Source organism: Natronospira bacteriovora (genome assembly GCF_030848495.1).
Lineage (GTDB): Bacteria > Pseudomonadota > Gammaproteobacteria > Natronospirales > Natronospiraceae > Natronospira > Natronospira bacteriovora.
This window is the reverse complement of record NZ_JAVDDT010000008.1, coordinates 153,616-180,417: the sequence shown is the minus strand read 5'-3', so window position 1 is coordinate 180,417 and position 26,802 is coordinate 153,616. Positions and strand designations below refer to the sequence as shown.

The 26,802-nt window shown below is 63.0% G+C and carries 29 protein-coding genes and 1 riboswitch; of the genes, 14 read left to right on the top strand and 15 right to left on the bottom strand.

The window, feature by feature from the left end:
- The first annotated feature begins 56 nt into the window (after window positions 1-56).
- Window positions 57-1,289 carry a DUF4785 domain-containing protein gene (locus RBH19_RS12245; protein WP_306729137.1) on the top strand — a complete coding sequence of 411 codons (1,233 nt, stop codon included), beginning with the start codon at window positions 57-59 and terminating at the stop codon, window positions 1,287-1,289.
- A gap of 86 nt (window positions 1,290-1,375) precedes the next feature.
- Here the strand turns inward: RBH19_RS12245 and RBH19_RS12240 are convergent, their stop codons facing one another.
- On the bottom strand, window positions 1,376-2,107 hold the full coding sequence (locus tag RBH19_RS12240) for a hypothetical protein (protein ID WP_306729136.1): 732 nt from the start codon (window positions 2,105-2,107) through the stop codon (window positions 1,376-1,378).
- A gap of 269 nt (window positions 2,108-2,376) precedes the next feature.
- Between RBH19_RS12240 and RBH19_RS12235 the strand changes: the two genes are divergently transcribed.
- Genes RBH19_RS12235 through RBH19_RS12225 form a run of 3 tightly spaced genes read left to right on the top strand, consistent with a single transcriptional unit; the run spans window position 2,377 to window position 4,424 of the window.
- Window positions 2,377-2,778: a DUF4168 domain-containing protein gene (locus RBH19_RS12235; protein WP_306729135.1), complete on the top strand. Its 402-nt coding sequence runs from the start codon at window positions 2,377-2,379 to the stop codon at window positions 2,776-2,778.
- 23 nt (window positions 2,779-2,801) lie between these two features.
- Window positions 2,802-3,197: a PilZ domain-containing protein gene (locus RBH19_RS12230; protein WP_306729134.1), complete on the top strand. Its 396-nt coding sequence runs from the start codon at window positions 2,802-2,804 to the stop codon at window positions 3,195-3,197.
- Window positions 3,198-3,200: 3 nt separating this feature from the next.
- The gene (locus tag RBH19_RS12225; RefSeq protein WP_306729133.1) at window positions 3,201-4,424 is read left to right on the top strand and encodes a cyclic di-GMP phosphodiesterase; all 1,224 of its coding nucleotides are present in this window, start codon (window positions 3,201-3,203) and stop codon (window positions 4,422-4,424) included.
- A gap of 41 nt (window positions 4,425-4,465) precedes the next feature.
- Here the strand turns inward: RBH19_RS12225 and azu are convergent, their stop codons facing one another.
- The 3 genes from azu to RBH19_RS12210 form a co-directional block, all read right to left on the bottom strand.
- Window positions 4,466-4,918 (bottom strand): azurin, encoded by a 453-nt coding sequence (azu, locus tag RBH19_RS12220; RefSeq protein WP_306729132.1) that lies wholly within the window; start codon window positions 4,916-4,918, stop codon window positions 4,466-4,468.
- 81 nt (window positions 4,919-4,999) lie between these two features.
- Entirely contained in the window at window positions 5,000-5,242 is a 243-nt protein-coding gene (locus tag RBH19_RS12215) for a DUF2835 family protein (RefSeq protein ID WP_306729131.1), read from the bottom strand.
- On the bottom strand, window positions 5,235-5,621 hold the full coding sequence (locus tag RBH19_RS12210) for a DUF4156 domain-containing protein (RefSeq protein WP_306729130.1): 387 nt from the start codon (window positions 5,619-5,621) through the stop codon (window positions 5,235-5,237). Before RBH19_RS12210 ends, RBH19_RS12215 begins: the two co-directional genes overlap by 8 nt.
- 196 nt (window positions 5,622-5,817) lie before the next feature.
- Here RBH19_RS12210 and RBH19_RS12205 point away from each other — a divergent pair, with 196 nt between their 5' ends.
- Complete coding sequence (locus tag RBH19_RS12205; protein ID WP_306729129.1) at window positions 5,818-6,015, top strand: hypothetical protein; 198 nt, start codon at window positions 5,818-5,820, stop codon at window positions 6,013-6,015.
- 225 nt (window positions 6,016-6,240) lie between these two features.
- Here RBH19_RS12205 and RBH19_RS12200 read toward each other — a convergent pair whose 3' ends face one another.
- Window positions 6,241-7,470 carry a TraB/GumN family protein gene (locus tag RBH19_RS12200; RefSeq protein WP_306729128.1) on the bottom strand — a complete coding sequence of 410 codons (1,230 nt, stop codon included), beginning with the start codon at window positions 7,468-7,470 and terminating at the stop codon, window positions 6,241-6,243.
- Window positions 7,471-7,640: 170 nt separating this feature from the next.
- On the opposite strand from RBH19_RS12200, the gene RBH19_RS12195 reads away from it, so the two are divergent.
- A complete protein-coding gene (locus RBH19_RS12195; protein WP_306729127.1) occupies window positions 7,641-8,177 on the top strand; it encodes a hypothetical protein in 537 nt (178 codons plus the stop codon).
- Between the two features lie 140 nt (window positions 8,178-8,317).
- Window positions 8,318-8,404, bottom strand: a riboswitch (cyclic di-GMP riboswitch).
- A 99-nt stretch (window positions 8,405-8,503) separates the two neighbouring features.
- Here the strand turns inward: RBH19_RS12195 and RBH19_RS12190 are convergent.
- Entirely contained in the window at window positions 8,504-9,142 is a 639-nt protein-coding gene (locus tag RBH19_RS12190) for a c-type cytochrome (protein WP_306729126.1), read from the bottom strand.
- A gap of 280 nt (window positions 9,143-9,422) precedes the next feature.
- Here RBH19_RS12190 and RBH19_RS12185 point away from each other — a divergent pair, with 280 nt between their 5' ends.
- The 3 genes from RBH19_RS12185 (at window position 9,423) to RBH19_RS12175 (ending at window position 11,942) form a co-directional block, all read left to right on the top strand.
- Window positions 9,423-9,935: a DoxX family protein gene (locus RBH19_RS12185; RefSeq protein WP_306729125.1), complete on the top strand. Its 513-nt coding sequence runs from the start codon at window positions 9,423-9,425 to the stop codon at window positions 9,933-9,935.
- 106 nt (window positions 9,936-10,041) lie between these two features.
- The gene (locus RBH19_RS12180) at window positions 10,042-11,322 is read left to right on the top strand and encodes a metal-dependent hydrolase family protein (RefSeq protein ID WP_306729124.1); all 1,281 of its coding nucleotides are present in this window, start codon (window positions 10,042-10,044) and stop codon (window positions 11,320-11,322) included.
- Between the two features lie 137 nt (window positions 11,323-11,459).
- A complete protein-coding gene (locus RBH19_RS12175; RefSeq protein WP_306729123.1) occupies window positions 11,460-11,942 on the top strand; it encodes an energy transducer TonB in 483 nt (160 codons plus the stop codon).
- A gap of 32 nt (window positions 11,943-11,974) precedes the next feature.
- Here RBH19_RS12175 and RBH19_RS12170 read toward each other — a convergent pair whose 3' ends face one another.
- Entirely contained in the window at window positions 11,975-12,619 is a 645-nt protein-coding gene (locus RBH19_RS12170; RefSeq protein ID WP_306729122.1) for a YbhB/YbcL family Raf kinase inhibitor-like protein, read from the bottom strand.
- 101 nt (window positions 12,620-12,720) lie between these two features.
- Here RBH19_RS12170 and RBH19_RS12165 point away from each other — a divergent pair, with 101 nt between their 5' ends.
- Complete coding sequence (locus RBH19_RS12165) at window positions 12,721-13,362, top strand: alpha/beta hydrolase (RefSeq protein WP_306729121.1); 642 nt, start codon at window positions 12,721-12,723, stop codon at window positions 13,360-13,362.
- A 72-nt stretch (window positions 13,363-13,434) separates the two neighbouring features.
- Here RBH19_RS12165 and RBH19_RS12160 read toward each other — a convergent pair whose 3' ends face one another.
- The 5 genes from RBH19_RS12160 to RBH19_RS12140 form a co-directional block, all read right to left on the bottom strand.
- The gene (locus RBH19_RS12160; protein WP_306729120.1) at window positions 13,435-13,779 is read right to left on the bottom strand and encodes an HU family DNA-binding protein; all 345 of its coding nucleotides are present in this window, start codon (window positions 13,777-13,779) and stop codon (window positions 13,435-13,437) included.
- Between the two features lie 106 nt (window positions 13,780-13,885).
- Complete coding sequence (locus RBH19_RS12155; protein WP_306729119.1) at window positions 13,886-14,323, bottom strand: DUF4426 domain-containing protein; 438 nt, start codon at window positions 14,321-14,323, stop codon at window positions 13,886-13,888.
- Between the two features lie 93 nt (window positions 14,324-14,416).
- A complete protein-coding gene (locus tag RBH19_RS12150) occupies window positions 14,417-14,989 on the bottom strand; it encodes a YggT family protein (RefSeq protein WP_306729118.1) in 573 nt (190 codons plus the stop codon).
- A gap of 12 nt (window positions 14,990-15,001) precedes the next feature.
- On the bottom strand, window positions 15,002-15,829 hold the full coding sequence (gene proC / locus RBH19_RS12145; protein ID WP_306729117.1) for a pyrroline-5-carboxylate reductase: 828 nt from the start codon (window positions 15,827-15,829) through the stop codon (window positions 15,002-15,004).
- Between the two features lie 97 nt (window positions 15,830-15,926).
- Complete coding sequence (locus RBH19_RS12140; protein WP_306729116.1) at window positions 15,927-16,616, bottom strand: YggS family pyridoxal phosphate-dependent enzyme; 690 nt, start codon at window positions 16,614-16,616, stop codon at window positions 15,927-15,929.
- Window positions 16,617-16,818: 202 nt separating this feature from the next.
- Between RBH19_RS12140 and RBH19_RS12135 the strand changes: the two genes are divergently transcribed.
- From RBH19_RS12135 to RBH19_RS12125, 3 genes are read left to right on the top strand one after another with little or no spacing between them, the layout of a single operon-like run.
- Complete coding sequence (locus RBH19_RS12135; protein ID WP_306729115.1) at window positions 16,819-17,862, top strand: type IV pilus twitching motility protein PilT; 1,044 nt, start codon at window positions 16,819-16,821, stop codon at window positions 17,860-17,862.
- 34 nt (window positions 17,863-17,896) lie between these two features.
- The gene (locus RBH19_RS12130) at window positions 17,897-19,060 is read left to right on the top strand and encodes a PilT/PilU family type 4a pilus ATPase (RefSeq protein ID WP_306729114.1); all 1,164 of its coding nucleotides are present in this window, start codon (window positions 17,897-17,899) and stop codon (window positions 19,058-19,060) included.
- Between the two features lie 47 nt (window positions 19,061-19,107).
- A complete protein-coding gene (locus tag RBH19_RS12125; protein WP_306729113.1) occupies window positions 19,108-20,166 on the top strand; it encodes a PilT/PilU family type 4a pilus ATPase in 1,059 nt (352 codons plus the stop codon).
- Window positions 20,167-20,334: 168 nt separating this feature from the next.
- Here the strand turns inward: RBH19_RS12125 and ggt are convergent, their stop codons facing one another.
- The 3 genes from ggt to rsmD form a co-directional block, all read right to left on the bottom strand.
- Entirely contained in the window at window positions 20,335-22,017 is a 1,683-nt protein-coding gene (gene ggt / locus RBH19_RS12120; protein WP_306729112.1) for a gamma-glutamyltransferase, read from the bottom strand.
- Window positions 22,018-22,447: 430 nt separating this feature from the next.
- Window positions 22,448-22,930 carry a pantetheine-phosphate adenylyltransferase gene (gene coaD, locus RBH19_RS12115; RefSeq protein ID WP_306729111.1) on the bottom strand — a complete coding sequence of 161 codons (483 nt, stop codon included), beginning with the start codon at window positions 22,928-22,930 and terminating at the stop codon, window positions 22,448-22,450.
- 536 nt (window positions 22,931-23,466) lie between these two features.
- On the bottom strand, window positions 23,467-24,054 hold the full coding sequence (gene rsmD, locus RBH19_RS12110; protein WP_306729110.1) for a 16S rRNA (guanine(966)-N(2))-methyltransferase RsmD: 588 nt from the start codon (window positions 24,052-24,054) through the stop codon (window positions 23,467-23,469).
- 283 nt (window positions 24,055-24,337) lie between these two features.
- Here rsmD and RBH19_RS12105 point away from each other — a divergent pair, with 283 nt between their 5' ends.
- Window positions 24,338-26,500, top strand: a complete 2,163-nt coding sequence (locus tag RBH19_RS12105) for a hypothetical protein (RefSeq protein WP_306729109.1) — start codon at window positions 24,338-24,340, stop codon at window positions 26,498-26,500.
- Window positions 26,501-26,802 lie beyond the last annotated feature (302 nt).

Genomic DNA, 26,802 nt, shown 5'->3' with positions numbered 1-26,802 from the left:
GGAGAGAGACCGCCACCGGGCGGAATGAACCCGACCGCAAAATGACTGGGGGTATCATGACCTTTCGAATTGCATGCATTTTTCTGACGCTGGCGCTGGGCATCCCGGCGGTGGCTCAGGAGGCCCGTCTGCTACCGGCCTCCGACAAAGACTTTCGAGTTTCCGGCCAGATCATGACTCTGCGTGATGGCGTCACACGGGCCGAGGGCATGGCGGGCGAAGATGCCGCCGTGTTCATGCCGGCGCGCGGTGAACCCGTCAGCAGTGGCTTGCAGGCGCCGCAGAACGACAGCCGCAGCTACACCCTGCGGGTGGCCGCCCGGGAACTGGCCAGTGGCGTGAGCCTGCCCCTGACCGCGCCCGGTGCCATCGTGCGCCTGGCGCCGGTCCCCGGCAGTGGCGGGCGCACACTGCAGGGTGACGACATTCAGATCCGCCAGGGCCCCTGGGTGCTGGAAGGCCGGGAGGCAGCCCGTGATCTGGCCAGTGGGCCGGAGCTGGCGGCTGCCGCACCGGTGTTCTCCGCCGATACCGTGGCCTTGCGCTTGTCGGATCGCATCGTGGCCGGTGAAGCCGTGCTGCAGGTTCGGGAATCGGCCCTGTTGCGGGGTGGCCGCTATCACATCCACGTATTCGAGGCCGACAGCCCGGTTCGTGCCCGCATTGGCGCCGATTCGCCCCTGTTCGCGCTGGGCGAGGCCATGAGCGCCGAGGGCCGAATCGAGGGCATGAACGGTGTTCGCCTGTCGCGGGTCGAGGGGGTGCTGATCAGCCCGGACGGCCAGCGCCGTCCGGTGCAGTGGACGCCCGGCGAGGATGGGACGTTCGCGAGCGCACTTCGGCTGCCCCGGCAGCAAGCAGGCGGAGCCGGGCTGTGGGAACTCGAGGCGCAGCTGGAGGGCCGGGGCGAGAACGGCCCGGTGCGCCGTGACGTCAGACTGGCCTTTGATGTGGTCGCACCCACGGCGCGCCTGAACGGGCATACGGAAGTGGTTCGTCAGGCTGATGGCTGGCGACTGCTTGTGGGCGTGGATGTGGCGTCGCCGGGACGCTACGAATTGCGTGCCGGTCTTGACCGTCAGGGGACGGCTCACTCGGCGCGCTGGCTGGAGGCCGGGCGGCATGTGATGGAACTGACATTCCCGGGCGCACTGCCGCAGCGGGCCCTGCTCAGGGATGTGCGCCTCATCGACCAGTCACGGATGGCCCTGTTGCACGTCCAGTCCGACGGTGTTGCCGTCTCGGCCGATGACGCCGATCACCTGCCCGGGCCACGCCTCGGTCTCTAAATGACTGGGCGGCAAGCATCGCCCTGGAGCCCCCGACGTCGCGTCGTCGGGGGCTTTTTCATGTCAGCGCCGACGGCGACTCTGCTTCATTCACCCCATTCCAGGCGCAGGCCCATGAGCTGGGTCGGTTGCAGTCCGTCGATGTCCAGTGATGAGAAGCGCAAGGCAATGTGATCGGTGAAGTACAGGGAGAGACCGATATCCATGCTCCAGCGGCTGTCCATATCCGTGGATCCGGTGCCACGGGTGTAGACGATGGCCCCGTCCAGTTCGATGCGATCAGTGGGTCGGGCACGCATCCCGTAGCGGCCGCGCAGCATGTTCCCATCGGCCCAGGCTTCGTCGTCGCCACTCCAGCGATCCTGCAGATAGCCGGCGGTGATGAAGAAGGACGTTCGGTCCGCGTAGTGCTCCTGAAAGCCGAAGCCGACTTCCCGGGTGGTGCGCTCGCCCAGTGCTTCGTACTCCCCTTCCTGCCAGTTGAGGTAGAAATAGCTCGCCGGGCCGGTGCTCAGGGAGACGTCCAGTCGCAGGGAATCACCCTCGGGCCCATCCTCGTCCAGATCTTCGGTTCCGCCCCAGATCGTGACCTGGTCGTAGCGAAAACTCAGGCCGCCGGAGCGGGATTGGGGTTGGCGCTGATTCGGCTGTTGGCGCTGGTTCGGCATTTGCCGTTGATTGCCCTGACGGCTCTGGAATTGCGCGGCCGCCATTCCGCCGGAATCGGCGAACAGCCGTTCATTCGCCTCGAATGGGCCGGTGGTCAGGCCAGGCGAGAGCAAAAGCACGGTTGTGGCTAGGCTCAGGGAAATGGTCATGTGCGGGGAAATCCTCTTGAGTGCCCAGTGTCGCATTATAGCCAGCGGTCGAACCGGCCGGAAATGGTCGCGGCGAAAGCGGAAAGCCGGCCTGTCTGGCCGCCGGTCACACCCGCCGGCATGTGTTAGCCTAAAGGGCTCGCAGTCTACGGGCACGGCCGTCCGGATGCGAGTCTGCCCGGGGTCAGGGATCCCGGCCATGATGTACCCGGCCGGCGCAATGGCGCGGCCTGTCACCGGGTATTAGGTCTCTCAAGGAGGTTGTTTCGATGAACCGTCTATTGCCGATTGTGCTGTTGCTCTTCTTTCCCTTCGCTTCGGGCGCCGTGATGGCTCAGGCCATGCCGGAACAGGCTCAGGCCGAGCAGGAGCGGGAAGCCGAGGAGGATCGGGTGTTCGGCGAGCTCAGCGAAGAGGACGTGGAGGCCTTTGCACGGGCACAGCTTGAAGTGCGTGAACTGGAACGTGATTTCGCCCAGCAACTGCGAAACCGCGAGGAGGGAGACGATCCGGCCGAGATGCAGCAGGAAATGACCCAAAAACGGCTGGAACTGATCGAGGGCGCCGGGCTGAGTTCCGAAATGTATCGTCGCATTCTGGGTGCCATGGCGCGAAATGAGGCACTGCGCGATCACGTGGAAGCGCTGCAGGCGGAGTACCGCAACGACTGAATCATGGGGAGGCGGGGAACGGCATGAGCGATAACGACAAGCACGGTGGTGAACGGCGCCGGCATACGCGCGTGAATTTTCGTGCCAATGCCCGTCTTTTCAGTGACACGACCTACTGGCCCTGCGAACTGCTCAATGTGTCGGTGAAAGGCGCACTGCTGACATGTCCGGAGGGCTGGAAGGGCAGCGAGGGGGATCGTTGTCTGCTGGAAATCACACTGGATCAGAGCGCTCCGGTGGAAATGGAAGTGAACGTGGTTCGGGTCGAGGAAGACAGGCTCGCCTGCGACTGGGACATGTTTGACGTCAACGGCTTCGTTCAGCTTCGACGCATGCTCGAGCGTCAGCTTGGCGATCCTGAACAGGTGGCGAGGGAGATGGCCATCCTGCATGAGCTGGATCGCTCCGAGGGCGTCTAGGTCATGCCGCAGCGGAAAGTCCGTGTCGAGGATCTTGTCACCGGCCTGTATGTGAATGCCCTTGATCGCCCATGGACGGAAACGCCGTTCCTGTTCCAGGGCTTTCTGATCGAGACCCAGGCGGACATCGAGGCCCTTCGTGCTCATTGTCGGGAAGTCTGGGTGGATGAAGAGCGTTCCCGGGTGCTGCCGCCACAGAAGCCACCGGCTGCACACGAATCTTCCTTCGATCCCCGCCGGAAGCCAGAGCCCGCGATGCCTGACGTGCCGACACTGCACAGCGGTATTGTCAGTGGCCTGAGTAGTCATCGCTTCGCCTGCCAATGCCTTGCAGAGGCCTTTGCGCGGCTGAAACGGAACCACGGTGGCCCATTGTCCGGCCGTGTGGTCGAAGCCGCTTCCCGCCTCGATGCACTGGCGGGTACTCATCCCCAGATCGCCCACTGGCTGGCCAACCTGCAGGCCCATGATCGCCGCCTGGTGGATCATTCGGTCAATGTGGCGCTTCGTTCCCTGCTGTTCGCTCGAGAACTGGCCTTGCCGCCGGATCAGGTCGCGGCCATCGGCCTGGGTGCCCTGTTGCACGACGTGGGCAAGCTGGGCTTGCCGGTGGCCTTGCTGGACAAGCCGGGCCCCTTGAGTCGGGAGGAATGGGGGATGATCCGGCGTCACCCGGTAATGGGTGGCCAACTGCTGGCTGACAGCGCCCTGCCGGAAACGGTGTTGCGGATCATTCGCTATCATCATGAGCGCATCGACGGCGGGGGCTTCCCGGAAGGGCTCAAGGGCGATGAGCTGGATCTGCCCACCCGCATCGTTGCCCTGGTCAATGCCTATGACAGCATGACCTCCCGTCGTGTGGATCGGCCGACCCTTTCAGGCTATCAGGCCGTTTCCGAGCTCATGCGAGATGCGGATCGAAACTGGGGGCGTGAACTGGTGGAGGCCTTCGTGCGTTGCGTCGGCATCTACCCGGCGGGGACTCGGGTTCGTCTCAGCAATGGCGCCGAAGGTGTGGTGGTGTACACCCCACTCGGTCATCGCCTGCATCCCGTGGTGTGTCTCTATCGCCGCCCGGACGGCAGCAGTGATACACGCCTGCCGCTGCTGAATCTTGCCCTGGGTGATGGCGAAGGCGGCCGGCATAACGTGGAAAAGGTACTGGAACCGGATGGTGGTGAGCAGGCGCTGTACCGGCTCATTACCGATGAGGCATTTGCTGCCTGAGCGTCGGGGCGATCATGCCGCCCCGACACCCGGGCAGGGCTTCAGTTGACCAGGCGCACTTCTCCCTGCATGGCGCCCCAGTGGCCGGGAAAGGAACAGAAAAAGGCGTAGCGTTCATCACCATCAAACAGTGACGGATCAAGCGTCAGTGTGGTGGTTTCGCCGCCACCGATCAGATTCGTGGCTGCAACCACGCGGTCATCACCGGCTGGCACGTAATCATCCTCGGAAGCCTGCATGGCGTCCTGGGCCAGTGACTCCAGGTCTTCGGCACGGGTGAACACGATATTGTGCCCCATGGTGTCCACGCCCAGGTCACCCACATGCTTAAGGGTGAGCTCGATCTCTTCGCAGCTCTGATCAATGACGATTTCCTCGCTGTCGAAGTTCATCTGGTCGTCACTTTCGACCGTGATGTGGCAGTCGTTCGCCATCGCGCCCAGTGGAAACAGGAAAAGGCCCGCGATCAAGACAATGGCTCGATTGGCAGACATGTGAAACTCCTTGGGATTGGTGGTGCTGATTCGCGACGGGGGCAATGGTGTGACAGTGGGCGTTCGCCGGAGTTCGGCTCATCAGGCCAGGCGGCGCAATTCGATCAGCTTGTCATCGTCACTTCGATACCGCATTTCGAAACGTCCGTGCACGCCGGACTGGCTCAGGAAGGGTCTTAGGGCCGACGTGGGGAACACCACGCGTCGGCCATCCTCGGCTCGCACAGCGATACGTGGCATTCTGCCCTGGTAGTAGGCCTCCACGTCGTGCCATTCCAGAGCCAGGCGAAAGATCACGCACCGCACCTCGGCATGGTCAGCCATTGTAGCCGCGCACGGTGACGCCTTCCTCCTCCTCGTCGGCCTCGGACTCGTCTTCGGCACCCTCACAGCGATAGACGCCGAAGCGTTGCTTGCCATCCTCAATGGTGCTCAATGCCGCGATGGTGTCGCCGCCTCGCTCCACCGCATGATTGCGCGCCAGATTGGCCAGGTCTTTTTCGATCTCTTCCTCATGGCGATCAAGGCCGGCCACTCGGGCCAGCACGGATACTTCGACGGTTCCCAGGCGCTCACAGTCCTGCACGCGTCGTTCGGGCAGAAGCAGGATGTCATCCGCGCCGGGTTCCATGCGAACCCAGGTGCAGGCACTCAGCGCCAGCGAGCCGGTGAGCAGTACGATGATGGCGAGGCGAGTAGTCATGGTCATGTCCCTGTTTGTCATGCATGATCGTGGTTCCGTGAGGGCTATTTCACCTCAGCGGCGACGGGGTGTAAACCACACGTTGCAACTTCATTGATCTTTCGACGGCAGGAGGCCCGGCATGCTGCTTGATTCCGATATTCTGTCAAGTGAGCTGGTGGCTGGCGCTTAGAGATTCCTGAGGAGAGTGCATGTGATGATGGAAGAAATGGGGCCATTGCAGATGATCCTGCTGGGCGCTCTGTTGCTGGTCGTACTATTCTGGTTCGGCCGCGGCATAGGCAATGTGTTTCAGGAAAGCCGGGAAGCCGAGAGTGACTGGGCAGGTTTGCTGCTTCCCATCGGGGGCGTGGTGCTGTTCGTGCTTGTGTTGATGATGCTCGTCTCACGATGAAGGCGAGGCCGCGCCGAGCCTTCACTCGTTGTCGTAATCGTAGTCGTAATCGTAATCGGCATTGATCTTTTTCGGTTTCTAGAATTCCGACAACGACAACGACAACGACAACTACGACACAAATGCGTCGGGAACGTATTTGAACTCGCGTTCCGCGCGAGGCCCCGACCAGCGGGAGGGATAAGTCTCACGGATGAGACGCATAACGACAACGAGCGGCGATCTTCAGCCCGTCAGTAGATGTTCGAACACCCGGAATCCGCCCAGATAGGTGCCGGCGGCCGAGCCCAGGGTGACGAACAGGAAGACGAGCACGGTGCGGGCAACCCGGTTTCGCCACCAACCGGACCAGTGGGTGACCGAGTCACGCAAGGCCTGGAAATCCGCCACCCGTGGCTTGCGGAAGGTCAGTTCCAGGGCTGCGGCGACGAAACCGGCGCCAATGGTCGGGTTGAGGGAGGTGAGGGGGGCAGCCAGCATGGCGCCCACGATGGTGAGGGGGTGGGCCAGTGCCGCGGCCGCACCCAGGGCCGAGAGCCCGCCGTTGATCAGCACCCAGTCCGCTGCCATGCGCAAGCCCAGTTCCGGGCTGCGCATGAAGCCCATGACAAAGCCGCTGATGATGATGGCCGCCACGGCCCAGGGGATCAGGCGCGGCCAGCGGGCTTTCGGCGGCATGGCCGACAGCGCTGCCTCCGCTTGCGCATCACGGCGGGTGGTCTCCAGGGTCCGGGCCAGGCCCTCAAGATGGCCGGCACCGACCACCACGAGCACTTCCCGCGGCTTGTGTCCGGCAGCCTCCACTTCGGCAAGCAGGCGCTGAGCCATGTAGTGATCCCGTTCAGCCACCAGTTTCTCATGCAGGATGCCGGAATGCTCCGCCAGTTCACGGAAGCTGCTCTCGATCACGTCGCCCTGTTTGAGCTGTTCGATGTCTTCCTCACTGACCTTCTCACGGCTCAGCAGTGAGGCAAACAGGCCCGCCAGCAAGGGCAGTCGTTCCCACCAGCGGTGCGCGCGGTAGACCCGTTTCAGGGTGATTCCCACTTCCCGGTCAATCAGCCAGACGCGGGCATCGCGTTCTCGAGCGGCATCCTCTGCCTCACGCATCTCGGCCCCGGGTTCGGTGCCCAGTTGCTCCGACAGACGTCGCTGATAGGCGCCCAGCATGAGATTGGCCGCCACCATGCCGCCCTTGCCTTCGCGAAAGACCTGAAACAGATCCATGTCGGCCAGTGCAGCAGGGTCGCGCATGGCCCGATGCCGTGTTTCACACAGCTCCAGGGCAACGGCGTCAAAGCGGGCTTCGCCGGCCATGGCGGCGGCTTCCTCGGCGCTGGCGCGTGAGACATGGGCGGTTCCCAGAAGGGTATAGCGAACACCTTCGCGTTCCACCACGCGTTGCGGTCCACTCACGCGACCGGCGGATGCTTGCTGATCAGGCTTGCCCGTCATTGGCCCCTCTCTCCTGAATTGAGGAAGTCGTGTGCATCGCTTCCCAAGGCAACGGTTTGCGGCGATGGCAAAAGGTGCCCATTATAGGGGGCTGATGCCGGACTGTCCGGGTGGCTCCGGCTTCTCCGGGTAATTTTTCCCTTCTTACATCCAAATCAATAGGTTGCGCCATGATTCGAGTGCTGTCCGTTCTGCCCTTGCTGTGCCTTCTCGCGGCCTGTGCCACATCCGGTAATCAAGCAACGGTTGCCGGCCCGGTCAGCGTGGAGGCGCTTCTGAGCGACGAGGAGTTTCGTTCAGCGGGCCTGGATCGCTTGGATGCTCAAGAGCTGGAAGCCTTGAACCTGGCCCTGACTCGAGCCTTGGGTGACGGCGAGGTAGCAGCGCCGGACGAGGCCATGCTCGCCGCCTGGCAGCGCAGTGAAGAAGACGAGTTTGCCACCTTTGGTTTCCAGGACGAGCATCCATTGGCTCGGCGACATGACCGTATGCGTACACGCCTGGTGGAGCCGATCAGTGAATGGCCGCGAGGCGAGATTCTGACCCTGGCCAACGGTCAACGCTGGGAGCTTGTTCGACCCGGGGGGCATACTTTCGCGGCCGCTCCCGCCGGAACGGAGGTCACCATTCGCCGCGGCTCATTGGGTAGTTTTGTGATGCGGGTCGGTAATCGCAACCAGACCCTGCGCGTTCGCCGGGTGGATTGATCGCGAAAAAAGCGAGGTACAGCATGCCTCCGACTTGGGGGCATGCAGAAAAAAAGAAAAGGGGCGCAGACCCGATGACGGGTGGGGGGGAGTCCATTCTTTGCCATGGGAGGGGGGGGTCCGGCAAAGAAGCACTTGCTTTCGGCAATCCCGCCATCGTAGGGCCTGTGCCCCTTAGACCGGTGATTTTGCGCCCCCGCCTTTCGGCGGGTTTACCCTTTTCGTGCAAGGTGTTGCTTGATCGTGGGCGCGAGTATACGCCTCCGCCATCGGCGGATTCAAGGGCCGGCCCGCTCATTGGCGAGTGGCCGGCCCATTAATCCCGATCAGCGGCGGTACTGTTCCATCACGCGGAGCGGTCCGGGCTGGCTGGCGTAGAACGCGGCCAGATCCCGCATGTCGCGGTCACTGAGGTTCTGAACCTGGCCGGCCATGACCGCGCTGGTTCGGGTTCCGTCCTTGTACTGGCGCAGCGACTGATAGAGGTAATCGGCATACTGTCCGGCCAGAATGGGGCTGGGCGGCTGCATGCCTTCCGGGCTGTTGCCATCGCTTCCGTGGCAGGCAGCGCACCCTCGGTCACCGGCCACTTCCTCGCCCCGGCGGATATTGCCGGTTGCCCGGGCCCGGGGATAGGCGCGCATCTCTTCCGCCTGTTCGCTGGCGAGGAAGGCCGCGATGTCCTGGAATTCCTGGTCACTCAGGCCACGGGCCTGTCCCGCCATGGTGGGGTGTTCGCGCTCACCGTCACGGTAGGCTTCAAGGGCATAAACGATAAAGGCCGCATGCTGACCGGCGATCATCGGTACCTTGTAGGTGGGGTAGGCATTGGTGTAGCCGTCCACGCCGTGGCAACCAACGCAGGTGTCGGACAGGGTCCGGCCTTCGTTCACATCACCTTCCGCACGGAGTTCAGAGGCCGTCATGGCGGCCACCAGGGCCAGGGTCACCACTGCAATACGCATCGTTCAGATCTCCAGCTATTCGGAGGACTCGGGATCTTCGCCCGCCGCCGGAATGGGAATAATCCTCGCGCCGGGCGTGAAAAGGCGTAAATGTATCAGATTCCGCCGGCGATTGCCGCCCCTTTCCGGCGCCGTGTCGACGTGGGGGGAGGCATCCGGCGCCGGTTGTGGCAGAGCCGGATTCAGCTTCTACACTTAATCCGGATTGGACGGGCACCCGGCCGACCACACGCTGGCGCCAGTGCCCGATCTGCCATACCACTCAGCCCAGGAGCAGGAAATGCCCATCATCGACACCCTGAAAGAGCAGGCCTATGCGCGACTGGCCGGCTGGCCGATCGCCCTTCTCAGAATTTTTACCGGGATCATGTTTCTCTTTCCGGGCTGGCGGAAGGTGACATCGGAGTTCTCCGCGCGGGGGTTCGTGGAAGCTAGCGTGGCCGGCTTTCCGGGCGACGACAGTCGTCTGGGTGCGCCCGGCTGGTACGCCTGGTTTCTCGAGAACGTCGTACTGGCGGTGCCCGCCCTGTTCTCTTTTCTGGTGGCCTGGGGTGAGCTGTTCATCGGCCTTGCCCTGATCTTCGGTGTCGCCTCCCGTGCCGCCGCCACCTGTGGTGTCGTGCTGCTGCTGAGCTTCCACTTCGCCAAGGGCATCGATTTCTGGTCTGCCGCCAACTATGACGCCATCTGGGCCATGATTTTCTTCGTGCTGGCAGCCAGCGCCGCCGGGCGGGTCTTCGGTTTCGACGAATACCTTTATCGCCGTTGGCCCGGTGGTCGCTGGTTCTGGTAAGCGACCCCAAGAGCGCACCCGTTTATGGCAGGGCCCCGGTTTCGAAGCGGGGCCCTGTCTGTGTCAGACTGCCTCTTCACCGCTCATCCCATCCAGGAGATGAACCATGCGAAAGTGCCTTGCCCTCCTGTTCTGCTTCCTTGTCACCCCCCTTCAGGCCGATCCACTCTACGTTCATGTCGGCCAGCTGATTGACGGCCAGTCGGATCGTCTCCGCAGCGGGGTGACGCTGGTGATCGAGGAGGGTCGCTTCTCGGCGGTCGAGTCCGGTTACCAGTCGGTTCCCGAGGGGGCCGATTACCTGGACCTGCGGGACAGAACGCTCATGCCGGGCCTGATTGACACCCACACCCATCTCTCGTCCGAGCTGGCACCCGGCTCCTATATCCGCCGCTTCACCGAAAACCCCGGTGACGTGGCGTTTCGCATGGTGCCTTTCGCCGAACGAACCCTCATGGCCGGTTTCACTACGGTGCGGGAACTGGGCGACAGCCATGGCCTGTCCATCGCCCTCAGGGATGCCATTCGCGCCGGTCACGTGAAGGGGCCGCGCATCCATGCCGCCGGCAAGTCGCTGGCCACTACCGGCGGGCATGCCGATCCGACCAACGCCTGGGCCGATCACATTCAGGGCGATCCGGGCCCCCGCCACGGGGTGATCAACGGGCCTGCCGAGGCGGCCGCCGGTGTCAGGCATCGTTACAAGGAGGGTGCCGACCTCATCAAGATCACGGCCACCGGTGGGGTGCTGAGTCTTGCCGACAGCGGCGAGAATCCGCAGTTCACCGAGGAAGAGCTGAAAGCCATCGTCGAGACCGCAAGGGATTATGGTTTCCATGTGGCCGCACACGCCCATGGCGGCGAGGGAATGAAACGGGCCATTCGTGCCGGCGTGCGCTCCATCGAACACGGGACGTACATGGATCGGGAGATCATCCGCCTCATGCGCCGTCACGGAACCTATTACGTGCCGACCATTTCCGCCGGTCGATTCGTGGCCGAGATGGCCGAAGACGAGGATTTCTTTCCGCCCCGGGTGCGGGAGAAGGCCGCGGAAATCGGGCCCCTGATCCAGGACACATTTGCCCGTGCTTACGAGGCCGGGGTGCGGATCGCCTTCGGCACTGACAGCGGTGTTTCCCCCCATGGTGACAATGCAAGGGAGTTCATCTACATGGTGGAAGCGGGCATGCCGCCCATGGCCGCGATCCAGTCCGCCACAAGGGTGGCGGCCGAGATGATGGGCATCGCCGATGATCTGGGCACGGTGGCCGTCGGCAAGCGCGCCGACCTGGTGGGTGTTCCTGACAATCCCCTCGAGGATATCGGTCAGATGCTCAAGGTGAACTTCGTGATGAAGGACGGACGGGTCTACCGTCACGAATGAGGCCGGTCCGGAACTGAACCGGGGCGCCACCCGACGGTCTCAATGGGGTGGCGTTGGATTTCCGTCGATGGGGCTCAGCGCTGGCCGCTGCTATAATGACAGGTCTGCACTATTCGTTTCATTAGAGGTTTCCCCGCATGCTTCTGGTTCGTCTTTTCGTCTGCGCGCTGATCGCTTCGGTCCTGGTATTCATGATGGCGTCGCTGGGTGTGCGCTGGTTTTACGACCCCGAAAGCCAGGGTGAGAGTACGGCGGCTTTCATCGAGCGGGTAAATCTGACCAGTGTCATGGATGTGCCTGGTGCCGAGGAGCGTCGTCGCGAGACCCAGCGTGATTTCGTGCGCGAGGGGCCCCGCGAACGTGAAGCCCCGCCACCGGTCAGCGTGCCGGAACGCCAGGTTTCCGGCTTCGTGCAGGTGGAATACACCGTATTCCCCGATGGGACAGTCGAGAACGTGGAAGTGGTAGGGGCCCAGCCCTCTGGCATTTATGAGGACCGGGCCCGGGAGCAGGTTCAGGCGCGGGATTACACCGGTCAGGTCAGGCCGACTGAAACCGACGGTGTCCGGCGAACCGAAGTGGTCGAGTTCACCGTGCCAGCGAGCCGCTTGCAGGATTGAGTGAATCCGGCGCGACCGGATACCGGTTTTCTTCAGTCACCGGCCGGCGGATCGCTGACGGCCGGATTCAGGCTGTACCAGCCAGTGATGCTGGCTTCTCCCAGTACGTGACCCTTGATGGCCGCTTCCACATCCGGCCCGCGGAAGGCATCGTCCACGTTCAGACGCGGCAGTGAGGTGGCAATCAGGCGAAAGCGATAGCGGTGCGGTCGCTCGTCATTCCAGGGTGGGCAGGGTCCGTCATAACCGAAGTATTGTCCTTCCATGTCGGGGTTGCCCGCCATGAAGCCCGTATAGTCATTCAGGCCTTGCCGGCTGCCGGTCGGGCCCGGGGGCGAGTCCTTGCCGCCGGCCGTAACGCCTTCGCTGCAACTGCCTTCGCGGATTTCGCCCAGGCCGGGATCGATGTCCACCATCAGCCAGTGATAGAAGTCCACCCGGGGCAGGTCCTTCGCAATGCTTTTCCCTTCCTGGTTCACGTCATCCGCGACGCTGGGCACATCCGGATCCACACAGATCAGCACCAGTGAGCGCGTACCTTCTGGCAGATCCGACCAATGGATGGCGGGGTTCCGATTCTCGCCCAGCTGCATGGGGCCATCACTGGCCGGGATACCAAAGCAGAAGCGCTCGGGGATGGCCTGGTCATCGACGATTCCGGGAATCTCAAGCTTCATGGCAGTCTCCTTGCTCGAGTGAGGGCGCTGGCCCTCGGGTCGCTGTCTGCCCTGATGGAGGCAGGTTACAATGCGCCCCCAATCTTGGCAGGGAGATATCGATGATGGCAACGGGCAGCGGAAACAGTGAGCGGATCATGATCGAAGGCCCGGCGGGGCAGCTCGAAGGCATTCTGGAACACCCCGCCGATCCTCCCGTAGCCATTGCCGTTGCCTGCCACCCCCATCCGCAGCATGAGGGCACGATGCACAACAAGGTCGTGCATACACTGGCGCGTGCTTTCCGGGACGCGGGGGCGGTCACGCTGCGCTTCAATTTCCGTGGCGTCGGCAGGAGCGAGGGTGAATTCGATCGCGCCATAGGCGAGACGGAAGACGCGCTGGCCGCCATTGCCTTTCTGCGTGCACGGTATCCGGGCCTGCCCCTCTGGCTGGGTGGTTTCTCCTTCGGAGCTCAGGTGTCCATTCAAGCCAGCAGCAAGGCAAACCCGGACTGCCTGATCAGCATTGCACCACCGGTGCAGCGTTTCGGTGAGGCAAAACCCGCCCGTCCGGATTGCCCCTGGCTGGTGGTGCAGGGTGAGGCGGATGAAGTGGTGGAAGCCGACGGTGTTTTCCGCTGGATCAACAGCCATGATCCGGCGCCGACGGTGAAACGCTTCCCGGGCGTCGGGCATTTTTTTCACGGAAAGCTGACGCCTCTGCATCGCACCATTCGCGAGTTTCTGGCCGATCAGGCTTGAGTTGAGGTCATTGCGCCAAAAGAAAACCCGGCCTCAGGCCGGGTTTTCGGTTTTTCTCCCCTCTGGGAACGATCAGATCATTTCTTTCAGACCCTTGAGGGGGCTGACCTTGACCGCCTTGCGGGCCGGTTTGGCCTTGATGGTGATCTCCTCGCCGGTGAAGGGGTTGATGCCCTTGCGCGACTTGGTGGCCGGCTTCTTGACGGTCTTGATCTTGAGCAGGCCCGGCAGGTTGAAGTAACCGGGGCCACGGCGACCCACGTTGCGCTTGATCTCGGCGTTGAGGGATTCGAAAACCGCTTCCACATCCTTGCGTGTCAGCCCGGTGTCGGTGGCAATGCGGGACATCAGCTGGGCTTTTGTCGGCGGTTTCTCGGCCGCCTTGGCTGCGGTTTTCTTCTTCTTGCGCGTTGCCATCAAGAGGCTCCTTTCAATTCGCTAATGGGACACGGGTTCCCGGGACGAATCAGACCCGGTTCCGAATGGGTAATTGCAAAATACCACAGTCCCCGAACGGGCGTCATCAGAAGGCCCTGCGGAACTGGATCACCTCTTCGGCGTCACTGCCTTCGGGGGTGACGCGGATCTCGAAATTCAGATTCTCGCCGCTACTGATGCCAATGTCGCCGATGTAGTAAATGGCATCGTCCTCGGACAATTCCCGCAAGCGGAAACGCTTGAGCTGCCCGGTCAGATTGACGGCCTGGGCCTCGATCCGGGCGCGCACCGGTCCAGGATTGTCCTCGCTCGTGCGGTGTACGGTGACGTTGAGCAGTACCCGCGTTTCACTTCGAGTGATGCCATAGGCTCGGGCCATGGCTTCCGGCAGGGCACTGGTGGGAAGCACGTTGAAATAGATGATGTGGTTCTCCGTTTCCCGTTGCTGTTCCACCGACAGGGCGGTCGCGGCGTAGAACATCAGGGCAAGGAAGGAGAGCATCGATACTGCTCGCTTGGACATGGTGGCAACCTCCTGGCTGGATGGCCGGCCTGCCACGGGCAAGGGCCACATGGCAGGCGCTCTCTCAATCAGAATAGCAGGCCGGCGTCATGCTTACAGGCGCAGCAGAAAGGTCGGCAGGAACAGTTGCTGGACCAGCAGATTGAGAAAGAACAGTCCGATCAGAACCAGCATGGGCGAAATATCGATGCCGCCCAGGTTGGGCATCGCCCGCCGCACCGGATCCAGTACCGGGCGGTTGATTGTCCACAGCGCCCCCAGCACCGGGTTGGGGTTGCCGGGGCTCAGCCAGCTGATCACCACCTGCACCAGAATGGTGAAAATGTAGAGCATGATGAACAGGGTGATGAGCTTGATGGCGGCGAAGAAGGGGATCTGGAAGGGATCCAGCATGCCCACACCCTGGATCAGGGCCAGAAGCACCACGTTGATTGCCTGCAGGATCAGCATCAGTACCACGGCTGCCAGATCAAAGCCCCGCCAGGCCGGCATCACCTTGTGCATCGGGCGCAGGACCGGATCGGTGGCCCGGATGACCAATTGGGTCAGGGGATTGTAATAGTCAGCCCCCAGTTTCTGCAGCAGGAAGCGCAGCATCACCGCGAGGGTGTAGAGGCTGAGCAGGGTGTTGACGAGAAAGGACAGGGGGGTCGCAAGGCTGCCCATGGGGCGGTCTCCTCAATCTTTGCCGAATTCGTCCGACAGTGTACGGGAGCGGTCTCTTGCCGCCGTCAATGCCTTCTTGATGACGCCGGCGAGGTCTTCCTGGCCGAGCACTTCCAGTGCAGCGGCGGTGGTGCCGCCAGGTGAGGTCACCTTCTCCCGCAGGGTGCCGGGCTCGTCTTCTCCCTCACTGGCCATGCGTGCCGCACCCAGGGCCGTCTGCAATACCAGCTGGCGAGCCACATCAGCCGGCAGCCCCAGGTCTTCCGCGGCCGCCTGCATGCATTCCATCATGTGGAAGAAATAGGCCGGGCCGCTGCCGGAGGTCGCGGTCACCGCGTCCATGTGTTCTTCCTCATCCACCCAGAGGCACAGCCCCACCGCGCCCATGATCTCCTCGGCCAGCGCCTTCTGCTGCCCGGTCACCGACGGGTTGGCGTAGAGGACGGTCGCTCCGCAGCGGATGAGGGCCGGGGTATTGGGCATGGCACGTACCACCGGGACGTCACCGCCCAGCCAGCGGCTGATGTCCGGTTCCCGGAGGCCGGCGGCGATGGACAGCATCAGGGGTTTTCTTTCCTGCACGATGCTGGCGATCTGGGCAGCGGCATCCCGCAGGATCTGGGGTTTGACCGCGAGCACGATGACGTCGGCATTGGCAGCGGCCTCGGTGTTCTCCTGGGTGACATTGACGCCGTGACGGTGCCGATGGTTGTCCAGTTGATCCACGAAGGGGTCGGCAACCCAGATGCTTGTCGGCTTGCGGCCGCTGGCGATCATGCCGCCCACCAGGCTGTGTGCCATGTTGCCGCCGCCGATGAACGCAATGCTGCTGTCGGACATGCTGTCTCCCTGCTTGCTGTGTGTTCGCTGAATGCCGTTTCGGCATCATGCCGAAAGGCTTCATCATATCAGTGGTTGCCGATCGTTCGCTGCGGGCTCAGCCCGGTTCCCGTGCTCCGAACAGGGCTGACCCGACCCGCACCAGGGTGCTGCCTTCCCGTATGGCGTCTTCCAGATCGGCCGACATGCCCATGGAAAGGGTATCCAGTGGATGTCCCTTCGCTTCAAGTGATGCCTTGAGTTCCCGCAGTTGCCGGAACTCGGCGCGGCGGCTTTCCGTCCCCTGGTCAGGTGCCGGCAGGCACATCAGGCCGCGCAGCCGCAGGCGCGGCAGATCCCGGATGGCTTCGGCCAGCGCCCCCAGCTCGGCGGCCGCCAGTCCCGCCTTCTGCGGTTCACCGCTGGTATTCACCTGAATGCACACGTTCAGCGGTGCCAGGGAGTCCGGACGTTGCTGATGCAGTCGCCGCGCAATCTTGACGCGATCCACCGAGTGCACCCAGTCGAAGTGTTCCGCCACACCCCGGGTCTTGTTGGATTGCAGTGGACCGATGAAATGCCATTCCAGTCCGCGCAGGTCGAGCAGTTCGCCCTGCTTGTCCAGGGCTTCCTGCAGATAGTTCTCTCCGAAGGCCGTGTGACCGGCCCCCGCCAGGTTGCGTATGGCCTCTGCCGGCTTGCCCTTGCTGACCGCCAGCAGCCGGATGGCCTCCGGCGAACGGCCGGCCTGGGCCGCGGCCTTGCGGATTCGTGCCTTGATCTTGTCCAGTGCCGTTGTTGGATCCATGCCTCAATTTGCCCGTCTGGTGGTGCCCCGGCCCCGGCGAGGGGTGGGCGGGTTTGCGGATTCCGCGCATTCGGCGCTATCTTGGTAGCCGGTAGGCGCCGCCAGCCCGAGGGCGCCACCCCCGGTGACCGGCGCCGGTTGCCAGAGGCGCTATCTTAGCCTGTTGCCGGGGGACAGATCATTTCGCAGAGGAGACCCAGCGATGGCGGTCGATATCGCCCAGCTTCTGACGTTTGCAGTGAAGAATGACGCTTCGGACCTCCATCTTTCCGCCGGCGTGCCACCCATGATTCGAGTCCACGGTGATGTGCGGCGCATCAACATGCCGTCCATGGAGCACAAGGAGGTGCACGCCATGGTCTATGACATCATGAACGACAAGCAGCGGAAGGATTACGAGGAGTTTCTCGAATGTGACTTTTCCTTCGAGATTCCGGAACTGGCCCGCTTCCGTGTCAACGCCTTCAACCAGAAGCGCGGGGCCGGCGCCGTTTTCCGGACCATTCCCTCGAAGATCCTGACCCTGGAAGACCTCAATGCGCCCAAGATCTTCTCGGACATTGCCGAAAATCCGCGCGGCATCGTACTGGTGACCGGCCCGACCGGCTCCGGCAAGTCCACCACCCTGGCTGCCATTGTCAATTACATCAATGAAAATCACATGGGACATATCCTCACGGTGGAGGATCCCATCGAATTCGTGCATGAAAGCAAGAAATGCCTGATCAACCAGCGTGAAGTGCACCGGGATACCCTGGGTTTCAACGAGGCCCTGCGTTCGGCCCTGCGTGAAGATCCGGATGTGATTCTCGTGGGCGAGATGCGCGACCTGGAAACCATTCGCCTGGCATTGACCGCCGCCGAAACGGGGCATCTGGTCTTCGGCACCCTGCATACCAGTTCGGCGGCCAAGACCATTGACCGTATCATCGACGTCTTCCCGGCGGCCGAGAAGGACATGGTGCGTGCCATGTTGTCCGAGTCCCTGCGGGCGGTGATTTCCCAGACTCTGATGAAGAAGATTGGTGGGGGCCGCGTGGCTGCGCACGAGATCATGATCGGTACCCCGGCCATCCGCAACCTCATTCGTGAGGGCAAGATCGCGCAGATGTATTCCGCCATCCAGACCGGCCAGGGTGCCGGCATGCAGACCCTGGACCAGAACCTGCAGGATCTGGTGCGACGCGGTGTGGTGGACAAGAACCAGGCCCGTCTCAAGGCCATGAACAAGGAAAGCTTCGCCTGATCGGTGGCGGTCGCGGGTACAGAGGACACAATGAATGGATAGAGAACAGGCAACACGTTACATGCAGGACCTGCTGCGGGCCATGGTGCAGCGTGGCGGTTCCGACCTGTTTGTCACCGCGGGCTTCCCGCCGGCCATCAAGGTGGATGGCGAGATGACCCAGCTCACGGACAAGCCCCTGGGGCCGGACCAGAGCGCTCTGCTGGTGCGCGCCATCATGAATGACAAGCAGGCCAAGGTGTTTGATGCCACCAAGGAGGCCAATTTCGCCATCAACCCGCGTGGCATTGGCCGCTTCCGTGTGAGCGCCTTCGTGCAGCAGGGGCGCACGGGCGCCGTGCTGCGAACCATCAAGACCGATATTCCGCGCCTGGAAGATCTCAACCTGCCAAACGTTCTGGGTGAGATCGCCATGACCAAGCGGGGTCTGGTGATCGTGGTGGGTGCGACGGGTTCCGGCAAGTCCACCACCCTGGCGGGCATGCTGGGTTACCGCAATCAGAAGAGCCGCGGCCACATCATAACCATTGAAGACCCGGTGGAGTTCGTCCACCCGCACCAGGGTTGCGTGATTACCCAGCGGGAAGTGGGGGTGGATACCGAGGACTGGTTTGCGGCGCTGAAGAATACTCTGCGACAGGCGCCGGACGTGATCCTGATCGGTGAGATCCGCGATCGGGAAACCATGGACTATGCCGTGCAGTTCGCCGAGACCGGCCACCTCTGTCTCTCCACCCTGCACGCGAACAATGCCAACCAGGCCCTGGACCGGATCATCAACCTGTTTCCGGAAGAACGCCGGGAACAGCTACTGATGGACCTGTCGCTGAACCTCAAGGCCATCATCTCCCAGCGCCTGGTGCGCAACTCCGATGGTGAGGGCATGTCCGTGGCCGTTGAGATCCTCATCAATACCCCGCTGGTGGCCGACCTGATCCAGAAAGGGGATGTGGGCGAGATCAAGGAAGTCATGGGCCGATCCCGGGAACTGGGCATGCAGACCTTCGACCAGGCTCTGTTCGACCTCTTCGAAGCCGGTCGCATCAGTTATGAAGATGCCATTCGCAATGCCGACTCCGCCAATGAGCTGCGCCTGAAGATCAAGCTGGAAAGCGAGCGCCAGCCGCGGGATCTGGAGAAGGGCACCGAAAGCCTGCACATCATGGAAGACGAGGAACCGGGCGGTCGCCGGCGCTAAGCCGGCGTCATCCATTTGCCAGTCAGCCGTCATCGAGACAATAGCTAATGATGAATCTCGCCCCTTACCTGAAACTGATGGCCGACAAGAAGGCCTCGGATCTCTACCTCACCGCCAATGCGCCGGTGAAAATCCGCGTTGAAGGCCGGATTGCTTCCGTCGGCAAGACCGTCCTGACGCCGGAGATGGTGGAGGAGGCCATCATGGGCGTGCTTAGCGAAAGGGATCGCCGTGTACTGGAAGTGGACATGGAGGTGGACTTCGCCCTGTCCGAAAAAGGGGTAGGCCGTTTTCGTGGTAATGCATTCCGCCAGCGCGGGCAACTGGCCATGGTGCTGCGTTACATTCCATCCAGCGTGCCAGAGCTTGAAACTCTGGGGCTGCCTTCGGTTCTCAAGGACGTGGCCATGACGGCTCGTGGTCTGGTGCTGATGTGCGGTGCCACGGGTTCCGGCAAATCCACCACCCTTGCGGCCATGATCAACCACCGCAACCAGAACGCCAACAACCACATCCTCACCATCGAGGACCCCATCGAGTACACCCATCGCCACGGCAAGTCCATCATCAATCAGCGCGAGCTGAATCAAGACACCCTGTCCTACGCCAAGGCCCTGCGCAGTGCCCTGCGTGAAGCACCCGATGTGATCCAGATCGGTGAGATTCGTGACCGGGAGACCATGGAGTCCTGTATCCAGTTGTCCGGCACCGGGCATCTGGCCATCTCCACCCTGCATTCCAACAATGCCCACCAGACCCTGGACCGCATCGTCAATCTGTTCCCTAAGGAGCTGCACAGCCAGGTGTTCATGGATCTGTCCCTGAACCTGCGCGCCATCATTTCCCAGCGCCTGATTCTTGGTGTGGACGGCAAGCGAGTGGCGGCCTGTGAAGTGATGATCAACACCGCCTATATTGCCGAGTTGATCCTCAAGGGGCAGATCGAGCAGATCGCCGAAGCCATGGAAGACTCCAATGAACCGGGCATGCAGACCTTCGACGAAGCCCTGAGTCAGCTCTATCAGCAAGGCAAGATCGAACTGGAAGAAGCGCTGAGAAATGCGGATTCAAGGGCGAATCTGGAGGCCAAGATCAATTTTGGCTGAGCATGCATGCCTGCCTGACCGGTGAGCGCGCAAAATCCGAATCCAGATAGCTCCCGCAGTCATCATTGCTCTTCGCCCACGTGGCACAGTGGCTTCGCGACGCTCGTCGCGTTTCACAATAGGAAAATCCCGTTGGCCGCGGGCGCGAAGAAATCAGTCAGGGTTTCTCTAATACACATCCGGACTCCCTTCGCCTCGCGGATCCGACGCCGCTTCCAGCGCGCCGGTCATGCGGTCCCAGACCACCAGCTGCAAATTACCCCAGGGGCGCCCCCGGTTCTGTACCCGATGGCCCTTTTCCTCCAGGGCGCGGATGGTCTCCCGATCAAGGGCGCCGGGTTCGAAGCTGATCTCGTCCGGCCGGTACTGGTGGTGGAAACGCCGGCGCTCCACGATGGCATCCACATTGTCGCCATCCAAATAGGCCAGAATCCCGTGCAGTACCGTGGTGATGATGCGGCTGCCACCCGGACTGCCCAGCACGGCCACACCCCGTTCGTTCTCCACGAAGGTGGGGGTCATGCTCGAGAGCATGCGCTTGCCGGGGGCGATGGCATTCGCCTCGGACGACACCAGATCAAAGCCGTCCGGCGTGCCCGGGCGGGAAGAGAAATCATCCATCTCATTGTTGAGAATCACGCCCGTGCCTTCCGGCATGAAGCCCGAACCAAACCAGAAATTGATCGACAGGGTGCCGCCCACCCGATTGCCTTCCCGGTCAATGATGGAGAAATGGGTGGTCTCCGGGCCATCATCATCGCCGATGACGCCGGGCAGGGCGTCGGAGGGCGTTGCCCGATCCAGGCGAATGCCGGCCCGAAGCCCCGCAGCATAATGGGGATGGGTGAGCATGCCGATGGGCATGTCGACGAAATCCGGATCGCCCAGCCAGGCGCCCCGGTCCCGATAGGCACGGCGCAGGGCCTCGCTGACCACATGGGTGCGGGTAGCACTGTCCATGGCTTCCAGATCGAAACCCTCGAGAATGTTCAGCGTGGTGGCCAGGGCCACGCCGCCGGCGCTGGGCGGGGAGGCGGCGATGATGCGCGCGCCGCGATACTCGCTGACGATGGGCTCACGCTCCACCACGCGATAGTCGGCCAGATCCTGCAGCTGCCAGATACCTCCGGCCTCGCGCACGCCCCGCACCATCTTCTGGGCCAGCTCGCCTCGATAGAAGCCGTCATGACCTTCCTCGGCGATTCGACGCAGGGTGTCGGCCAGGTCCGGCTGCTTCACCCGCCAACCCTCCTCGGGCACTTCACCCTGGTCGAGGAAGACACTGGCGCCGGCCGGCCAGCGCTCGAGAATCTCCTTCTTGAATCGCACGCCGCGAATGTAGCGTTCACCCACCTCAAAGCCCTCGCTTGCCAGGCGGATGGCCGGCGCCAGGCTGGTGTTCAGGGGCAGTCGGCCGTAGTGCTCGGCGATGTGAACCAGTGCCGCCGGTTGGCCGGGAATGGCCGCCGCCAGCGGGCCGTTGCGGGAAAGATCCGTATCCACATTGCCGTCGTCATCAATGTACATGTCCGCGCGGGCTTCACCCGGCGCCGTCTCGCGCCCGTCCACCATCACATTGCGGTCTTCATCGGCCAGGTGCATCAGCCAGAAGCCGCCACCGCCGACACCGGAGCCGAAGGGCTCCACCACTGCCAGCGCGGCACTGACGGCCACGGCCGCATCAAAGGCATTGCCACCCTGGGCCAGAATCTCCCGCCCGGCCTCGGTGGCCAGGGGATGGGCGGTGGCAACCGCACCGCCTTCAACCGCCTCCCACTCCGGCGCAACCGGGCCGGCGGCACAGGCGGTGACAAGGGCAACAAGGAGGGCAAGAACAAGGTTTCTCAACATGGTGTCAGGACGCTTTTCATGGGGCAGTGATCGAAAGGCATAAGGTAACAAAAAGGCAGGAGCAAGGAGCAAAACCCCGAAGGCAGATTCAAGGTTTCTACCGGCACCGTAGGAGCGGATTCATCCGCGATAACAATCCATCCCCTGGCACGCCGCTATTCCGAAGCCCCCTGTGGGAGAGGCTTCAGCCTCGATCGGCCTGACCGGGGCCGTTAGCGTGTCGGGAGGCATCGCCGGCTGCCAGGCTCCGAAGGTGAGACGTAAGGCGTAAGGCGGGGCGCCTTTGGCGCCCAACGGCCGGCCGCAGGCCGGCCTTATACGCGCGAAGCGCGGAAGCCGAAGGCTTCGGGTTTTCTCCTCACGCCTTACGCCTCACACCTCACCTTCGAAGCCGTAGCACGATGAGTGCCCCGGCATTCTCTACCGCCGGTTATTTCTTCAGGGCCTTCTTGAGCTCGGCTTCGACGGTGGGGTGGACGAAATCGGAGACATCGCCGCCGAGGCTGGCAATCTCGCGCACCAGGCTGGAGGAGACGAAGGTGTATTGCTCGGAAGGGGTCAGGAAGACGGTCTCGACGTTCTGTTCCAGGTGGCGGTTCATGGCCGCGAGCTGGAACTCGAACTCGAAGTCGGAGACCGCGCGCAGGCCGCGCAGGATGGCGTTGATGCCGTGTTCGCGGGCGAACTCCACCGTGAGGCCGGTGAAGGGTTTCACTTCCACGTTGTCCACGTCCTGAAGCGAAAGCTGGGCGAAGCGGACTCGCTCTTCCATGGAAAAGCGCGGCTGCTTGCCCGGATTGGCCGCCACCGCCACCACCACGCTGTCGAACAGCTTGCTGGCACGCCGGATGAGATCGCTGTGGCCGTTGGTGATGGGGTCGAAGGTGCCGGGATAGAGGGCCTTCACGCTCATGGAGTGGATCCTTGTCGTTCTTGAATGTCGGCCCATGCGGCGGCCGGCGATCGCTTCATTTTAGCAAACGGGCGGCATCTCCGAGTGGGTCGCTGGCTACCGGCACCGCAGGAGCGGATTCATCCGCGATTACAATCGCTCGGGTAGCACAGCCGTTCGTTATACCCCCTGTAGGCGCGGATTCATCCGCGCAATGGCCGGAAACCGCCGCTCAACGGTTTTGTGCGGTTGAATCGTGAATTGTCGGAGCCGTTAGCGGACGCTGAGCCTCCACACGTTCACCGGCTTCGAACGTGAGGCGTAAGGGGTAAGGCGTGAGGCGGCAACCCGGGCGCCTACGGCACCCAACGGCCGGCCCCAGGCCGGCCTAATACGCGCAAAGCGCGGAAGCCGAAGGCTTCGGCCTTTCACCTCACACCTCACAATCGAAGCCGAAACACCATCAGCGCCCCGGCACCCTCTAACGCCCCCACTCAGCACTCAGCACTCAGCACTCAGCACTCAGCACTCAGCACTCAGCACTCAGCACTCAGCACTCAGCACTCAGCACTCACCCCAAACCCCACATCCCCCGCCCGGGACTGGCGCCGCCACTCCCAGCCCTCCGGCAGCTCCGGGGCGTCTCCGCTGGCGCGGTACTCGACGTAGAGGCGGGCATCCGGCGCCAGCCACTGGCCGGCGGTGAGGGCCTCCAGTACCGGGCGGTGGAGGTCGGCGTCGTAGGGCGGGTCGAGGAAGACCACATCGAAGGGTGGCTGATCCGCACCCTCCCGCCGGCCGGCCAGGAAAGCACGCACATCGGCTTGCACCACCTGGCCGGTCCCGCCCAGCAACTGCAGGTTCTCGCGCAGGCCCCGGGCCAGCCGGGCATCCTGCTCCACGAAGGTCACGCTGGCCAGACCCCGGGAAAGGCCTTCCAGGCCCAGCGCCCCGGAACCGGCGAAGAGATCCAGGCCGCGGCCGCCATGCAGTCCCGGGCCCAGCCAGTTGAACAGGGTTTCGCGAACCCGGTCGGGGGTCGGGCGCACGCCGCCCGCGGCCGGAAAGGCCAGTCGGCGGGACCGCCATTGGCCGCCGATGATGCGGAAGCGGCCGCTGGCGTGATTCTTTGCGGATCTGCTCATGGAATGACCGTTTCATCTCCGGTTTCCGGGTTTCGGCCCGGATATGCATTCAGACGCTTGTTTGAAAGCGCGCACCTACCTATAGTTGTCGGGGAAGCCGAAAAGTTGGGGCCGTGGAATTGACGCCCGTCCCGGGGGAGAAAAGGGGTTGCCCCGGCAATCCCTTGGGAAGGCGTCCGAGCCATTGCCACCTGAGTCTCGCCAGTCGGTGTCGGCTGCCTCTGCGCCAACAGGATAGCAGGAGCCCGCACCCAGGCGTCTTTCGCTCTGGAGGATGAATACCATGTTGAAACGTCTTCTGCCTGTCGCCGTTCTGACCCCGCTGCTGGGTCTCGGTGCCTGTTTTGTATCCGACGAGGAATCCGTCGAGCCGGATCCGCGGCCGACCGAGGGCTTCCGGGCCCAGTACGTGCCGCTGGGTCAGGTTCTGCCCTTTGGCAATGACCTGATGTTCGCCGGCAGCACCGACGGTACCCTGAACATCGCCGTGGCCGATCCGTCCAATCTCGGCAATCCGCTGACCGCCATGAACCGCCTGGACGGTTTCTCCACCACCGGTTCCGGCTATGTCCTGACCACCGAACCGGTGGACGAGGATAGCTTCCAGTACTGGACGCCGCTGGATCCGGGCAACATCGTGATGGTCAATGTCACCGACCCCTCCAGCCCGCAGATCCTCACGCCGGGCGATGACTATGAAGTCGTGGTGTCCGAGGTGCAGGGCGATCAGGGCATGCGCATCTTCTTTAACCCCCTGCGTCCGCTGGCCAGTGACCAGTTCGACGAGGACGGCAATCCGGTGCCTTCTCGTTACATGGCCCTGCTGGCCAACGGGATTGAAAGCACCACCGGGCAGAACCTGATCCCGGATACCCAGTTCCGCATCGTGCGGGATGCGGCCCTGGCGGACGAAACCCTCGACAACGCCCAGCTGGAACAGGTGCGTCAGGCCATCCGGCCGGCCCTGCAGGCGGCTACGGCGCCGATTCCCCAGGGTCTTGGCTACGATGGCCAGGACATTTCCGTGATCTGGACCTTCCAGACACAGTCCACCACCAATGCCCTGCAGGCTGTTGCCGAAATGGTGGAACCCCAGGAGGCCGCCATCCAGAATTCAGGCCTGACCACCGGTGATGTCATTGACGGTTCACCGGGCCTGGCCGCCATCTGGGCCGGCTTCACCGGCATGCCGTACTTCCACGATGCAGACAACCCCCTGTCCGGTTTCTGGACCAACCAGGCCGGTGGCCCGGTGACACGCTTCGCTCCGGTGCCGGCCCTGCAGAGCCAGCAGCAGATTCCGCTGTTCGTCACCACGCCCAGCGACGCCGCCCAGGCATCGCCGGACTGCCCCGCCGGCCCCGAGCCCGCCCAGGGCTGGCCGGTGGTGATCTTCCAGCACGGCATTACCGGTAACCGCACCAACACCCTGGGCCTTGCCGATACCTTCGGCTGTCTGGGTTACGCCATGGTCGCCATTGACCACCCGTTGCACGGCATCACCGACCCCGCAAGCCCGGTGTTTGTCGGTCCGGAATCGCCCCTGTACGCCATGGGTGTGCGTGAACGCCACTTCTACATGGTGGGTGGTGAGCCCTCCGATCCGGCCGATGTGCTGGAAGCGGACGGCGAGTTCGATGGTTCGGGCAGCCATTACATCAACGTGGCGAGCATGCTGACCAGCCGCGACAACCTGCGTCAGTCCGTGTCTGACCTGTTGCACCTGTCGGCAACGGTCAACAACATCGCCATTCTGGGTGAGGACGGCCAGCCGGTCGGGCTGTTCAATGCCGATTCGGATCGCAAGTTCTTTGTCGGTCACTCCCTTGGTGGCATCGCCGGCACCGGTTTCGTGGGTCTGGATGACAGCATCAACGCCGCCGTGCTTGGCATGCCGGGTGGCAAGATCTCCGATCTTCTGCTGGATTCGGATACCTTCGGTGACCCCATCCGGGCCGGCCTGCAGGCTCAGAACCCCGGCCTGGTGGAAGGCAGCCCGCTGTTCGCCAACTTCTTCCTGCAGGCCCAGGCGGTCATCGATTCCGGTGACCCGGCCAACTACGGCGCCTGGAGCCAGGATCGCAACGTCTTCATGATCGAAGTCGATGGCGATAGCGTGGTGCCGAACACCGCCACCGCTTACCTGGCCGACACCATTGATCTGCCGCTGGTCAGCGATAGCACCGAAGGCCTGTCCGAAGGCCGCGGCCTGGTTCGCTACCTGCTCGGCAATCATGGCTCCCTGCTCCAGCCCGGCGCCGAGGATGCGGAAGCCGTCATGGCCTGGCGCGCCATCCAGTGCCATGCCGCCACCTACGTCCTCACCGCCGACAACGGTACGCCCTGGATTGACGTGGAAGGCAACTTCTACCTGGCCCAGGGCAACACCGAACGGGCCGAGGAGTGCAACGCCAGTGACTTCGTGGACGACGGCAACGACGACTGAAACGCCCAATCCACGCAGCAAGACAAAAAAGGCGGCCCAATGGGCCGCCTTTTTTCATCACCGCCTCCCACCCGTGCGGCCGCTATCAGCACCGTAGGAGCGGATTCATCCGCGATAACAATTCATCCCCTGGCACGCCCCAATTTCGAAGACCCCCTGTGGGACCGGCGTCCGCCGCGACCAACGCTCGGCCGCAGCCGTTAGCGGGCAGGGGGCACCGCACGTTCATCGGCTCCGAAGGTGAGGCGCAAGGCGTGAGGTGAAAGGCCGAAGCCTTTGGCTTCCGCGCTGCGCGCGATCCG